Source organism: Pluralibacter sp. (assembly GCF_019237635.1).
In the GTDB taxonomy this organism is placed as follows: Bacteria; Pseudomonadota; Gammaproteobacteria; order Enterobacterales; family Enterobacteriaceae; genus Enterobacter_B.
Genome location: NZ_JAFAGS010000171.1, coordinates 1 through 13,218 on the forward strand (window position 1 = coordinate 1; position 13,218 = coordinate 13,218).

12 protein-coding genes and 2 tRNA genes are annotated in these 13,218 nt (G+C 56.6%); 11 read left to right on the plus strand and 3 right to left on the minus strand.

Annotation, left to right across the window (positions count from 1 at the left end; translation table 11 throughout):
- Positions 1-64 precede the first annotated feature (64 nt).
- Together JO226_RS19980 and JO226_RS19985 are read left to right on the plus strand one after the other, a co-directional pair.
- A tRNA-Asp gene (locus tag JO226_RS19980) sits at positions 65-141 on the plus strand.
- A gap of 8 nt (positions 142-149) precedes the next feature.
- Positions 150-225 (plus strand) — tRNA-Trp (locus JO226_RS19985).
- Between the two features lie 100 nt (positions 226-325).
- Here JO226_RS19985 and hdfR read toward each other — a convergent pair.
- Entirely contained in the window at positions 326-1,159 is an 834-nt protein-coding gene (gene hdfR, locus JO226_RS19990) for an HTH-type transcriptional regulator HdfR (protein ID WP_296406666.1), read from the minus strand.
- A gap of 106 nt (positions 1,160-1,265) precedes the next feature.
- On the opposite strand from hdfR, the gene JO226_RS19995 reads away from it, so the two are divergent.
- Positions 1,266-1,604, plus strand: coding sequence for a DUF413 domain-containing protein (locus JO226_RS19995; RefSeq protein WP_013368214.1), 339 nt, complete (start codon positions 1,266-1,268; stop codon positions 1,602-1,604).
- A gap of 113 nt (positions 1,605-1,717) precedes the next feature.
- A complete protein-coding gene (locus tag JO226_RS20000) occupies positions 1,718-2,911 on the plus strand; it encodes an IS4 family transposase (protein WP_296406668.1) in 1,194 nt (397 codons plus the stop codon).
- Positions 2,912-2,951: 40 nt separating this feature from the next.
- Here JO226_RS20000 and JO226_RS20005 read toward each other — a convergent pair whose 3' ends face one another.
- On the minus strand, positions 2,952-4,472 hold the full coding sequence (locus JO226_RS20005; RefSeq protein WP_296406670.1) for a YifB family Mg chelatase-like AAA ATPase: 1,521 nt from the start codon (positions 4,470-4,472) through the stop codon (positions 2,952-2,954).
- A 328-nt stretch (positions 4,473-4,800) separates the two neighbouring features.
- Here JO226_RS20005 and ilvL point away from each other — a divergent pair, with 328 nt between their 5' ends.
- From ilvL to ilvA, 6 genes are all read left to right on the plus strand, one after another.
- Positions 4,801-4,899: an ilv operon leader peptide gene (ilvL, locus tag JO226_RS20010; protein ID WP_001311244.1), complete on the plus strand. Its 99-nt coding sequence runs from the start codon at positions 4,801-4,803 to the stop codon at positions 4,897-4,899.
- A gap of 139 nt (positions 4,900-5,038) precedes the next feature.
- The gene (gene ilvG, locus JO226_RS20015) at positions 5,039-6,685 is read left to right on the plus strand and encodes an acetolactate synthase 2 catalytic subunit (RefSeq protein ID WP_296406678.1); all 1,647 of its coding nucleotides are present in this window, start codon (positions 5,039-5,041) and stop codon (positions 6,683-6,685) included.
- Positions 6,682-6,951: an acetolactate synthase 2 small subunit gene (gene ilvM / locus JO226_RS20020; RefSeq protein ID WP_296406679.1), complete on the plus strand. Its 270-nt coding sequence runs from the start codon at positions 6,682-6,684 to the stop codon at positions 6,949-6,951. Before ilvG ends, ilvM begins: the two co-directional genes overlap by 4 nt.
- Positions 6,952-6,968: 17 nt before the next feature.
- Positions 6,969-7,898: a branched-chain-amino-acid transaminase gene (ilvE, locus tag JO226_RS20025; RefSeq protein WP_296406681.1), complete on the plus strand. Its 930-nt coding sequence runs from the start codon at positions 6,969-6,971 to the stop codon at positions 7,896-7,898.
- 60 nt (positions 7,899-7,958) lie between these two features.
- Positions 7,959-9,809 (plus strand): dihydroxy-acid dehydratase, encoded by a 1,851-nt coding sequence (ilvD, locus tag JO226_RS20030; protein WP_296406682.1) that lies wholly within the window; start codon positions 7,959-7,961, stop codon positions 9,807-9,809.
- 2 nt (positions 9,810-9,811) lie between these two features.
- On the plus strand, positions 9,812-11,356 hold the full coding sequence (gene ilvA, locus JO226_RS20035; protein ID WP_296406684.1) for a threonine ammonia-lyase, biosynthetic: 1,545 nt from the start codon (positions 9,812-9,814) through the stop codon (positions 11,354-11,356).
- Here ilvA and ilvY read toward each other — a convergent pair.
- Positions 11,353-12,243, minus strand: a complete 891-nt coding sequence (gene ilvY, locus JO226_RS20040) for an HTH-type transcriptional activator IlvY (RefSeq protein WP_296406686.1) — start codon at positions 12,241-12,243, stop codon at positions 11,353-11,355. The two genes, ilvA and ilvY, sit on opposite strands and share 4 nt — an antisense overlap.
- Before the next feature lie 162 nt (positions 12,244-12,405).
- On the opposite strand from ilvY, the gene ilvC reads away from it, so the two are divergent.
- On the plus strand, positions 12,406-13,218 hold an 813-nt coding region (gene ilvC, locus JO226_RS20045), incomplete at its 3' end, for a ketol-acid reductoisomerase (protein ID WP_296406688.1).

The window sequence follows — 13,218 nt, forward strand, 5'->3', positions numbered from 1 at the left end:
TGAACGGTTCGACGTTTAAGCAGTAAGCCGGGGTGACAACCGGTAGAAGTAAAATGATTTCGGTGGAGCGGTAGTTCAGTCGGTTAGAATACCTGCCTGTCACGCAGGGGGTCGCGGGTTCGAGTCCCGTCCGTTCCGCCACCCTATTTAGGGGCGTAGTTCAATTGGTAGAGCACCGGTCTCCAAAACCGGGTGTTGGGGGTTCGAGTCCCTCCGCCCCTGCCAGAAACAATCCTTAGCGAAAGCTAAGGATTTTTTTTATCTGTTGTTTCCCCATGGTTTTCTCACACTTTTCTTGCACTGATGGGCATTCCTGCCCACCCTGTTATGCAAAAATGCTGGTCTTCAGGATCTCGCGAATCTGCGCCTGTTTGTCGCTATTTTGCAGCCAAATGGCATATAACGGACGCGAAAGCGTGTTGCTATCAGAAACCGTATGAATATCCTCTTGCGCTCTGGCCCAGTTTACCGGGAGCCAGGAGCAGCCCTCTAACGCGGACAATTGCTGTTTCGCCAGTACGGCAGAGCTGGTTGTCAACATCGGCACATCATCAGCAGCAAGCAGTTCTACTTCATGCTGCTGAAAATCGGGCCCCCACTCCAGGCGCAAGTAGTTTAGATCCGCCTTCAGGCGCGATGGCGAAGCGCAGTAGAGCGCCAGGGTAAAATGGCCCAGCAGCAGACTGCTGAATTCATCCATCTTGGGCGCTTCGGTGGTGATCAGGAGATCCAGTTGTCGTTCGTGAAGCTGCTTTACCAGCGACTGACGCTGCGCGATACGTGCCTCGAATTGCATCGTGGTATGGGCCTGATACAACAGCCCAAGCCAGCTATTGAGCATACACTCCCAAAGCGAGGCGCTGGCACCTATCGAAAACTCGTTGTGCTGTGAGGTCTGCGACACCTCCTTGCGGGCCGCCTGCCAGGTATTCATCAGGGTTTCGGCATAGGGCAGGAGCTTTTCTCCGGCGGCAGTCAGACGGATATTATTGCGATGGCGGGTGAACAAGTTCACGCCAAGCTGGTTTTCAAGCTGACGAATACGAAAGCTGACGGCTGATTGCGTCAGATACAAGGCTTCCGCAGCGCGCCCGAAGTGCCGTGTTCGACTGACTTCGAGAAAAGTTTTTAGCAATTCCGTATCCACTGCCTTCTCCACAAAATTATTTGTCGTATTGATTTAAATGTTTTGTTTTACACTCTGTCAAGCGTAACTAATACTCCGCGCCATAAATAGCTCGGCCAAAGAATTAGGAGCGTGTAGGATGGCGGAAAGCTTTACGACGACTAATCGTTTTTTCGACAATAAAAATTATCCGCGCGGGTTCTCTCGTCATGGTGATTTCACCATCAAAGAGGCACAACTTTTAGAGCGTCATGGTTATGCTTTCAATGAGCTGGATCTGGGCAAGCGCGACCCTGCAACCGAAGATGAAAAACAGTTTGTTGCAGTGTGCCGCGGTGAGCGGGAGCCAGTAACGGAAGCGGAGCGCGTGTGGATCAAATACATGGCGCGTATCAAGCGTCCGAAGCGTTTCCATACCCTGTCAGGCGGTAAGCCGCAGATGGAAGGCGCTGAGGATTACACCGAAAGTGACGATTAATAAAAAAGGGGCTTAGGCCCTGAGGAATCCCCAGAAAAAAGAAGGATAAAGCGGGACAGGCATAGTGTGATGTGATCTACTGATTTTTACGCAAATTCAATAGGTTCACCACTATGCCTGCTCGCCGATTATGCCAGGACTTTTTCAGAGATGCTCTGGGGACGTTTCATAAATACCGCCAAAATGCCCTGATGGATGCAACCACTGCCCTGGTTACCGGTGCGCCCCTCACCCTGACCAGCATTGGGCGCTTTCTGCCCGGTGGGGCTCAGGTTAAAAACAAGATTAAACGTGTTGATCGCCTGCTGGGAAACGAATCACTTCAGCAAGACGTTCCTGTGATTTTCAACAACATTATCTCAATGCTGACCAGCAGGCTGTCATTATGCGTTATTGCCGTTGACTGGAGCGGCTACCCCTCCCAGGAATACCATGTGCTTAGAGCGAGCCTGATTTGCGATGGTCGGTCTATTCCATTGCTGAGCCATATCGCCCCGTCGAGCAAACAAAACAACAGCAGTATTCAGCAGACATTCCTGGATGCACTGGCCAGCGCAATAAATCCGGGAACAAAAGTCGTCATCATCACTGACGCCGGATTCAAAAACGCCTGGTTCAGGCATATAAAATCACTGGGATGGGATTTCGTTGGCCGAATTCGCGGTAACACTCAACTCAGACTGGAAAGTAAAGGCAGTGCATGGTTAAGGCCCGCAGACATTACCGCTGGCAGCAGCCCGGAGCATCTGGGGGCGGGAACGCTTTCTCAGGCAGCTTATGCACAATGCGACGGCCATTTTTATATTCAGAAGACAAAACCGAAAGGGCGGAAACACAAACGTGCCCGCTGCCGCATACGTCGGAGCAAACAAGTTCGCTGCGGCCGTTCAGCGGCAAAAGAGCCATGGTTGCTTTTCAGCAGTACCGCAGAGTTTAAACCCCGGGAGGTTATGAAGCTTTACAGCCGTCGTATGCAGATTGAGCAAAACTTCCGTGATGAGAAAAGCGAGCGTTTCGGGTTTGGTCTTCGGGCCAGCTACAGTCGCACAGAAGGAAGAATTCTGGTCCTGAGTCTGCTGGCAACCCTGAGCATGATAGTACTGTGGCTGCTGGGCTATTACGCTGAAAGCAAAGGATTACACCTGAGGTATCAGGCCAACAGTGTTAAATCGAGGCGGGTAATTTCATTTCTGACGTTAGCGGAGAATGTCCTGAGACACTCTCCGCTGGTTTTAAAGCGAATATCACTGAGTGATGTTCTTATCCATTTAACCAGGATCTACCGCAATATGGTTCTGGTTTACTAGCTCCAGTTTGTGGGGATCCCTCAGGGCTTAGGCCCCTTTTTTACATCATCCGTTTTTGCAGATGAATTAACAGCCTTTCAACGCCCCGGTAGCTTAGGGCTTCCTGCAAATGTTCCCGCCCGATATGTTCCGCCTGCGCAAGGTCCGCGATGGTGCGCGACACTTTTAACAGCCGCTGCCATCCCCGAATGGATAACCCCAGTTTTACCAGTACCTGTTCCAGCCATATGCTGTCTTCGGCATGCAGTCGACAGTAGTGTTTAATTCCGGCGCTATCCAGCGCGGCATTAAGTTTATGCTGCCGATGGTGCTGGCATGCCTGTGCCTCAAGAACGCGGGCTTTTACGGTCGCGCTATTTTCACTCTGGGCCGGGGGCTGACTCAACAATCCCGGAGGCGGCAGCGGGATCTCCAGCGATAAATCAAACCTGTCGAGGAACGGCCCCGACAGACGCGCCAGATAGCGCAGCGTTTGCTCCGGGGTGCAGCGATTATGATTCCCCTGGTAGTGTCCCGTCGGGCTGGGATTCATCGCGGCGATGAGCTGAAAGCGGGCCGGGTAGGTTATCTTTGCCCGCGTACGAGAGATATGGATCTGCCCGGATTCAATCGGTTCTCTTAACGCATCCAGCACCCGACGTTCAAATTCGGGGAGCTCATCGAGAAATAATATTCCGTTATGCGCCAGCGAGATCTCCCCGGGGGCCGGAATCGCGCCGCCGCCGACCATAGCGACCAACGACGCGCTGTGATGTGGCGAGCGGAACGGCCTTCTGCGCCATTGTTTCTCTACCTGGACGGTATGAACCAGACTTTGTATTGCAGCGCTCTCCAGGGCTTCCTGATTGCTCAGAGGCGGTAAGATCCCGGCAAGCCGACTTGCCAGCATCGTTTTCCCTGTTCCGGGAGGGCCGATCAGCAGAAGATTATGTCCGCCTGCAGCGGCGATCTCCAGCGCGCGCTTTCCCTGCTCCTGACCGATCACATCGCTGAGATCGGCGCACTCCCCTTCTGCCTGATACAGCGGCGAAGCGGGGTGGCGAAGAGGTTGTTTCCCTTCGAGAAAACGGCACACTTCCTGAAGATGGCTGGCAATAAAGCAGTCGCCGCCGCCGATAAGCCCCACTTCCGGCGCATTGTCTTCGGCGAGGATTATCTGTCTGCCGGCGTTGATGGCTTCCATGGCGCTGGAGATGGCCCCTGTAACACCGCGTAGAGCCCCTGTAAGCGCCAGTTCGCCAACCAACTCGTATTGGTTCAGTTTGGCGGCGTTAAGCTGCTCAGACGCTGTCAGAAGCGCAATTGCGATAGGTAAATCATATCGCCCGCCCTCTTTCGGGAGATCGGCAGGCGCCAGGTTAATCGTTATCTTTTTCGCCGGGAATTCGTAGCCGCTGGTGATAATCGCGCTGCGAACCCGATCCCGCGCCTCTTTTACGGTGGTTTCCGGCAGTCCCACCATGGTTAGCCCCGGTAGCCCATTGCTGATATGAACCTCTACGGTAATGAGCGGCGCATGAACGCCAAGCGCGGCGCGTGTATAAACAATAGCCAGTGACATAGTCCCCCCTTGCCGGGCAGAGTATGGCGCGGGCGCAAAAAAACCGGGCATATCAATGACGGCTTTTACGTAACGTATTCCAGTATTTTTCTTTGTTTTCACCGCAATACGATATAAATGGAAGCAAGATCGACGATTTGAACGGTAGTTGACCTCATCAGGGCGGGTGAATTTTTTTCATTTTCCATAATTCTGATAAAAAACAACTGTTTTTAGCAATACCGTTAGCCTGATCAGAAATTCGGCAATAAAAAAATCTTGTGTTTCTCGTAACGTCTGTGGTAACTCTTTAGGTATTCCTTCGAACAAGATGCAAAAAGAACTGAAAATGACAGCCCTTCTACGAGTGATTAGCCTGGTCGTGATTAGCGTGGTGGTGATTATTATCCCACCGTGCGGGGCTGCACTTGGACGAGGAAAGGCTTAGAAAACAAGCCTTAACGAACTAAGACCCCCGCACCGAAAGGTCCGGGGGTTTTTTTATGACCTAAAAACGTAAACGAGGAGCAGATAATGCGATGTAGCACAAAATTCTGTTTCTCCCGATTGTCGGCGGGGAACTAACTATGAATGGGGCACAGTGGGTGGTACATGCGTTGCGTGCGCAGGGAGTCGAGACGGTATTCGGCTATCCGGGCGGCGCGATTATGCCGATTTACGATGCGTTGTATGACGGCGGCGTGGAACACCTGCTATGCCGGCACGAGCAGGGCGCTGCAATGGCGGCGATCGGCTATGCCCGCGCGACGGGGAAAACCGGCGTATGCATGGCGACGTCCGGACCGGGCGCCACCAACCTGATAACCGGTCTTGCTGATGCGCTGCTCGATTCCGTTCCGGTTGTCGCGATCACCGGCCAGGTCGCCTCGCCGTTCATCGGCACCGACGCTTTCCAGGAAGTGGATGTTCTCGGTTTGTCGCTGGCCTGCACCAAGCACAGCTTTCTGGTGCAGTCGCTGGACGAGCTGCCCCGCGTGATGACAGAAGCCTTCCTGCTGGCAAACTCAGGCCGCCCTGGCCCGGTACTGGTGGATATCCCGAAAGATATTCAGGTGGCGTCAGGTGAACTGGAGCCGCATTTTTCCACCGTTGAAAACGATGAAGCTTTCCCGCATGACGATGTGGAAGAGGCTCGCTGGATGCTGGCGCAGGCGCAAAAACCGATGCTGTATGTTGGTGGCGGCGTGGGCATGGCGCAGGCGGTTCCGGCGCTGCGTGAATTTATCGCGGTAACGCAAATGCCGGTCACCTGTACGCTGAAAGGTTTGGGCGCAGTAGAGGCAGACTACCCGTATTATCTGGGCATGTTGGGTATGCACGGCACGAAAGCGGCGAACCTGGCGGTGCAGGAGTGTGATTTGCTCATCGCCGTAGGCGCCCGTTTTGACGACCGCGTGACCGGCAAACTGAATACCTTTGCCCCCAATGCCAAAGTAATCCATATGGATATCGACCCGGCCGAGTTGAACAAGCTGCGTCAGGCCCACGTAGCGTTGCAGGGCTGCCTGAATGCGCTGCTGCCAGCGTTGCGGCAGCCGCTGGCCATCGATGAATGGCGTCAGCATATGGCGGCAATGCGCGCTGAACACGCCTGGCGCTACGATCATCCGGGTGAGGCTATCTACGCGCCGCTGCTGTTAAAACAGCTGTCGGATCGTAAACCGGCGGACAGCGTCGTCACGACCGACGTCGGTCAGCACCAAATGTGGTCGGCTCAGCACATGACCTATAGCCGTCCGGAAAACTTCATTACCTCCAGCGGGCTGGGCACCATGGGTTTCGGCCTGCCGGCGGCGGTTGGCGCGCAGGTCGCGCGTCCGAACGATACCGTTATCTGCATCTCCGGTGACGGTTCTTTCATGATGAACGTTCAGGAGTTGGGCACGGTAAAACGAAAACAGCTGCCGTTGAAAATCGTCTTACTGGATAACCAGCGATTAGGGATGGTTCGCCAGTGGCAGCAGCTGTTCTTCCAGGAGCGTTATAGTGAAACCACCCTGACCGATAACCCTGATTTTCTCACGCTGGCCAGCGCCTTTGGCATCCCGGGCCAGCACATCACCCGTAAAGACCAGGTTGAAGCGGCACTCGACGCGATGCTGTCCAGAGAAGGGCCGTACCTGCTTCATGTCTCAATCGATGAGCTTGAGAACGTCTGGCCGTTGGTGCCGCCTGGCGCCAGTAATGCACAAATGCTGGAGAAATTATCATGATGCAACATCAGGTCGCCGTACAGGCACGCTTCAACCCGGAAACCTTAGAACGCGTCTTGCGCGTGGTACGCCACCGCGGTTTTCAGATCTGCGCCATGAATATGGAGACCGCTGCCGACGCGCAGAATATAAATATTGAATTGACCGTTGCCAGTCCTCGTCCTGTCGAATTACTGTTTAGTCAGTTATGCAAACTGGTCGACGTCGCCCGGGTTGATATCCAGCAGCGCGCCACATCATCACAATCACAACAAATTCGCGCCTGAGCGCAAAAGGAAGAAAAATGACGACGAAAAAAGCTGATTACATTTGGTTCAATGGTGAGATGGTTCGCTGGGAGGACGCCAAGGTCCACGTGATGTCCCACGCGCTGCACTACGGTACCTCGGTATTTGAAGGTATCCGTTGCTACGACTCTCACAAAGGGCCAGTGGTGTTCCGCCATCGCGAACACATGCAGCGTCTGCGTGATTCAGCCAAAATCTATCGTTTCCCGGTCTCTCAGAGCGTTGATGAACTGATGGAAGCCTGCCGCGAAGTGATTCGCAAAAACAACCTGACCAGCGCCTATATCCGTCCGCTGGTCTTTGTCGGCGATGTCGGCATGGGCGTGAACCCGCCTGCGGGATACACCACCGATGTGATCATCGCCGCCTTCCCGTGGGGCGCCTACCTGGGCGCGGAAGCGCTGGATCAGGGCATTGACGCGATGGTCTCCTCCTGGAACCGCGCGGCGCCGAACACCATCCCGACGGCGGCAAAGGCGGGCGGTAACTATCTTTCTTCTCTGCTGGTCGGCAGCGAAGCGCGCCGTCACGGCTACCAGGAAGGTATCGCGCTGGACGTCAACGGCTATCTTTCTGAAGGCGCAGGCGAGAACCTGTTTGAAGTGAAAGACGGCATTCTGTTTACGCCGCCGTTTACCTCTTCCGCCCTGCCAGGCATTACCCGCGACGCCATTATTAAGCTGGCGAAAGACATGGGCATCGAGGTACGCGAGCAGGTACTGTCCCGCGAGTCTCTGTACCTGGCGGATGAAGTGTTTATGTCCGGCACCGCTGCTGAAATTACCCCGGTGCGCAGCGTTGACGGCATTCAGGTGGGCGAAGGCCGCTGCGGCCCGGTAACCAAGCGTATTCAGCAAGCCTTCTTCGGCCTCTTCACCGGCGAAACCGAAGATAAATGGGGTTGGTTGGACCAGGTTAATCACTAAATATAAATATGGGACGGCACGCACCGTCCCATTTAATCGTCAGACGGGAGTAAATAAAGCATGCCTAAGTATCGTTCCGCCACCACCACCCATGGCCGTAATATGGCGGGTGCCCGCGCACTGTGGCGCGCCACCGGGATGACCGATGCCGATTTCGGCAAGCCGATTATCGCCGTGGTGAACTCGTTTACCCAGTTCGTACCGGGCCACGTGCACCTGCGCGATCTCGGTAAACTGGTCGCTGAGCAAATTGAAGCTGCAGGCGGCGTAGCGAAAGAGTTCAACACTATCGCCGTGGATGACGGTATTGCGATGGGGCACGGGGGGATGCTTTATTCACTGCCGTCGCGCGAGCTTATCGCCGACTCGGTAGAGTACATGGTCAACGCCCACTGCGCTGATGCCATGGTGTGCATCTCCAACTGCGACAAAATCACCCCGGGGATGCTGATGGCTTCCCTGCGCCTGAACATTCCGGTGATTTTCGTGTCCGGCGGCCCGATGGAAGCCGGGAAAACCAAACTGTCCGACAAAATCATCAAGCTCGACCTGGTCGATGCGATGATTCAGGGCGCTGATCCGAAAGTGTCCGATGCGCAGAGCGATCAGGTCGAGCGTTCCGCGTGCCCGACCTGCGGCTCCTGCTCCGGGATGTTCACCGCCAACTCCATGAACTGCCTGACCGAAGCGCTGGGGCTGTCGCAGCCGGGCAACGGCTCATTGCTGGCGACTCATGCCGATCGCAAAGCGCTGTTCCTGACGGCAGGTCAGCGTATTGTCGAGCTGACCAAACGCTACTACGAGCAGGACGACGCCAGCGCGCTGCCGCGCAACATCGCCAGCAAGTCGGCATTTGAGAACGCCATGACGCTGGATATCGCCATGGGCGGCTCCACCAATACCGTTTTGCACCTGCTGGCTGCTGCGCAGGAAGCCGAAATCGATTTCACCATGAGCGATATCGACAAGCTGTCCCGCAAAGTGCCGCAGCTGTGTAAAGTCGCGCCGAGTACGCAGAAGTACCACATGGAAGATGTTCACCGCGCGGGCGGTGTTATCGGTATTCTTGGCGAGCTGGACAGAGCCGGGTTGCTGAACCGCGATGTGAAAAACGTGCTGGGCCTGACGCTGGTGCAGACGCTTGAGCAGTATGACGTGATGCTGACTCAAGACGATGCGGTGAAGAGCATGTTCCGCGCGGGTCCGGCGGGCATTCGCACCACCCAGGCGTTTTCGCAGGATTGCCGTTGGGACACGCTGGATGACGATCGCGCCGAAGGCTGCATCCGTTCTCTGGAGCACGCCTACAGCAAAGAGGGCGGTCTGGCGGTACTGTACGGCAACTTCGCGGAAAACGGTTGCATCGTGAAAACCGCGGGTGTGGATGACAGCATTCTGACGTTTACCGGCCCGGCGAAAGTGTATGAAAGCCAGGATGATGCTGTAGAGGCTATTCTCGGCGGTAACGTGGTGGAAGGCGACGTGGTGGTGATTCGCTATGAAGGTCCGAAAGGCGGGCCGGGGATGCAGGAAATGCTCTATCCGACCAGCTTCCTGAAATCCATGGGGCTTGGCAAAGCCTGCGCGCTTATCACTGACGGTCGTTTCTCCGGCGGCACCTCCGGCCTGTCCATCGGCCACGTTTCGCCGGAAGCGGCCAGCGGCGGCAACATCGGTCTGATTGAAGACGGCGACATGATTGCCATCGACATCCCGAACCGCGGCATCCAACTGCAAGTGAGCGACCAGACGCTGGCGGCGCGCCGTGAAGCCCAGCAAGCGCGCGGCGACAAAGCCTGGACGCCGAAAGAAAGGCAGCGCGAGGTCTCCTTCGCCCTGCGTGCCTACGCGAGCCTTGCCACCAGCGCGGACAAAGGCGCGGTGCGCGATAAATCCAAACTCGGGGGTTAATCATGGCCGAGTCGCAACCGCTATCCGCCGCCCCTGAGGGGGCGGAATATCTCCGCGCGGTGCTACGCGCGCCGGTGTACGAAGCCGCGCAGGTGACGCCACTACAGAAGATGGAAAAGCTTTCATCGCGCCTGGATAACGTGATTCTGGTGAAGCGGGAGGACCGTCAACCGGTACACAGTTTCAAGCTGCGCGGCGCCTACGCGATGATCGCCGGTCTGACGGCGGAGCAAAAGTCACACGGCGTGGTGACGGCCTCCGCGGGCAACCATGCTCAGGGCGTGGCGCTCTCCTCCTCGCGCCTGGGCATTAAATCGCTCATTGTGATGCCGGTCGCGACAGCGGATATCAAAGTCGATGCTGTACGCGGCTTCGGCGGCGAAGTGCTGCTCCACGGCGCAAATTTTGATGAAGCCAAGGCCCGGGCTATTGAGCTGTCGCAGCAGCAGGGGTTCACCTACGTGCCGCCGTTCGACCACCCGATGGTGATCGCCGGTCAGGGCACGCTGGCGCTGGAGCTACTGCAGCAGGACGCCCATCTCGACCGCGTATTTGTGCCGGTCGGCGGCGGCGGTCTGGCGGCGGGCGTAGCGGTACTGATCAAACAACTGATGCCGCAAATCAAAGTCATCGCCGTTGAGGCGGAAGATTCCGCCTGCCTGAAAGCCGCGCTGGAGGCCGGACATCCGGTGGATTTACCCCGCGTCGGGCTGTTTGCGGAAGGCGTGGCGGTGAAGCGCATCGGCGACGAGACGTTCCGTCTGTGCCAGGAGTATCTCGACGATATTATCACCGTTGATAGCGATGCTATCTGCGCGGCGATGAAAGATCTGTTCGAGGATGTGCGTGCCGTGGCAGAGCCTTCCGGCGCGCTGGCGCTGGCGGGCATGAAAAAATATATCGCCCAGCACAACATCCGCGGCGAGCGTCTGGCGCATGTGCTTTCCGGCGCTAACGTGAACTTTCACGGCCTGCGCTACGTTTCCGAGCGCTGCGAGCTGGGGGAACAGCGCGAAGCGCTACTGGCGGTCACCATCCCGGAAGAGAAGGGCAGCTTTCTGAAGTTTTGCCAACTGCTGGGCGGGCGTTCGGTGACGGAGTTTAACTACCGTTTTGCCGATGCCAAAAACGCCTGCATTTTTGTCGGCGTACGCTTAAGCCGAGGGCTCGAAGAGCGTAAGGAGATCCTCCGGATGCTGCATAACGGCGGTTATAGCGTGGTGGATCTCTCCGATGACGAGATGGCGAAGCTACACGTGCGCTACATGGTCGGCGGGCGTCCGTCCAAACCGCTGCAGGAACGGTTGTACAGCTTTGAATTTCCGGAGTCTCCGGGGGCGCTGCTGAAGTTCCTGCACACGCTCGGCACCCACTGGAATATTTCACTGTTCCACTATCGCAGCCACGGCACCGACTATGGCCGCGTGCTGGCGGCGTTCGAACTGGGCGAGCACGAGCCGGATTTCGAAACGCGGCTGAATGAGCTGGGCTACGAGTGCCACGATGAAACCCATAACCCGGCGTTCCGCTTTTTCCTCGCGGGTTAGTGGTTTGGCAGGATCTTCCAGAACGCATCAATCAGCGGCTCATGTAGCCGCTTTTTTTGCGCGCACACGCCGAGTTCAAATGGCGTCTTCTCATCGCTGCGCTCTAAGATCATGACGCGGTTGCGGACCGGTTCAGGGCTGTTTTCCAGCACCACTTCCGGGAGCAGCGCGACGCCGCAGCCCAGGGCGACCATCGACACCATTGCCTCGTGGCCGCCAACCGTCGCGTAAATCAATGGATTGCTGATCTTCTGGCGGCGAAACCACAGCTCAATGCGGCGGCGTACCGGGCCCTGGTCGGCCATGATAAACGGCACCGTCGACCAGTCGGGTTTATCCTGAGCGACCTGAGTGCGCACCGGGCAGGGGAGAGCCGGGGCTATCAGCACCACCGCCAGGTTTTCCAGCATCGAAAACGCGACCGCGCCGGGCAGGGTTTCCGGCTTACCGGCGATAGCCAGGTCCGCCTCGCCAGTGACGACCCGGTCCATAGCGTCCGCGGCATCCCCGGTGGTCAGTTTGATTTCAACGGAAGGGTGTTCGGCGCGAAAGCGATCGAGGATCGGCGGCAGGTGGCTGTAGGCCGCAGTGACTGAGCAAAAGAGATGCAGCTCGCCTGAGAGCGACGGCCCCTGCTGGTCGATAGTGTGCCGCAACTGCTGGTATTGCAATAACATCTGCTGCGCGAAGGTGCGCAACTCCTCGCCCGCGTCGGTGAGCGTCACGGTGCGGTTATCGCGAATAAACAACGCCTGACCGAGATCGTCTTCGAGCCGCTGAATTTGCCGCGAAAGCGTGGAGGGGCTGACGTGCATGGCGCGCGCGCTGCGGCCAAAGTGGCGGCTTTCCGTCAGATGTAAAAACATTTTCAGATCGCGTAAATCCATGAGAGCGGCTCCACAAATTTTCGTTGCGAATATTGCAACATAACGTTGTTAATATATCAATTTAAGCAACGCATTTCCTGACATATAGTGGATGCATTCTCCTTGCAAGACACGGCAAGCGAACCCAACAACACGCACGACACAACATCACGGAGTAACACCATGGCTAACTACTTTAATACACTGAATCTGCGCCAGCAGCTGGCGCAACTGGGTAAATGCCGCTTTATGGGGCGCGAAGAATTTGCCGATGGCGCAAGCTATCTTCAGGGTAAAAAAGTGGTCATCGTCGGCTGTGGCGCACAGGGCCTGAACCAGGGTCTGAACATGCGTGACTCCGGTCTGGATATCGCCTACGCCCTGCGTAAAGAAGCCATTGCGGAAAAGCGCGCCTCCTGGCGTAAAGCGACCGAAAACGGCTTCAAAGTCGGTACTTACGAAGCGCTGATCCCGCAGGCGGACCTGGTGGTTAACCTGACGCCGGACAAACAGCACTCCGACGTTGTGCGTTCCGTGCAGCCGCTGATGAAAGACGGCGCGGCGCTGGGGTATTCCCACGGCTTCAACATCGTGGAAGTGGGCGAGCAGATCCGTAAAGACATCACCGTGGTGATGGTGGCGCCAAAGTGCCCGGGCACCGAAGTGCGCGAAGAGTACAAGCGCGGCTTTGGCGTACCGACGCTTATCGCTGTTCACCCGGAAAATGATCCGAAAGGCGAAGGTATGGCGATCGCCAAAGCCTGGGCCGCGGCGACCGGCGGTCACCGTGCGGGCGTGCTGGAGTCCTCCTTCGTTGCGGAAGTGAAATCTGACCTGATGGGCGAGCAAACCATCCTCTGCGGTATGCTGCAGGCCGGTTCTCTGCTGTGCTTCGACAAGCTGGTGGCGGAAGGTACCGACCCGGCGTACGCGGAAAAACTGATTCAGTTCGGCTGGGAAACCATCACCGAAGCGCTGAAGCAGGGTGGCATCACC

Excerpts from the sequence above, each read along its gene's own strand:
- JO226_RS19995 (WP_013368214.1), top strand. The coding sequence starts at position 1,266 with ATGGCGGAAAGCTTTACGACGACTAATCGTTTTTTCGACAATAAAAAT.
- JO226_RS20000 (WP_296406668.1), top strand. The coding sequence starts at position 1,718 with ATGCCTGCTCGCCGATTATGCCAGGACTTTTTCAGAGATGCTCTGGGG.
- JO226_RS20005 (WP_296406670.1), bottom strand. The coding sequence starts at position 4,472 with ATGTCACTGGCTATTGTTTATACACGCGCCGCGCTTGGCGTTCATGCG.
- ilvL (WP_001311244.1), top strand. The coding sequence starts at position 4,801 with ATGACAGCCCTTCTACGAGTGATTAGCCTGGTCGTGATTAGCGTGGTG.
- ilvG (WP_296406678.1), top strand. The coding sequence starts at position 5,039 with ATGAATGGGGCACAGTGGGTGGTACATGCGTTGCGTGCGCAGGGAGTC.
- ilvM (WP_296406679.1), top strand. The coding sequence starts at position 6,682 with ATGATGCAACATCAGGTCGCCGTACAGGCACGCTTCAACCCGGAAACC.
- ilvE (WP_296406681.1), top strand. The coding sequence starts at position 6,969 with ATGACGACGAAAAAAGCTGATTACATTTGGTTCAATGGTGAGATGGTT.
- ilvD (WP_296406682.1), top strand. The coding sequence starts at position 7,959 with ATGCCTAAGTATCGTTCCGCCACCACCACCCATGGCCGTAATATGGCG.
- ilvA (WP_296406684.1), top strand. The coding sequence starts at position 9,812 with ATGGCCGAGTCGCAACCGCTATCCGCCGCCCCTGAGGGGGCGGAATAT.
- ilvY (WP_296406686.1), bottom strand. The coding sequence starts at position 12,243 with ATGGATTTACGCGATCTGAAAATGTTTTTACATCTGACGGAAAGCCGC.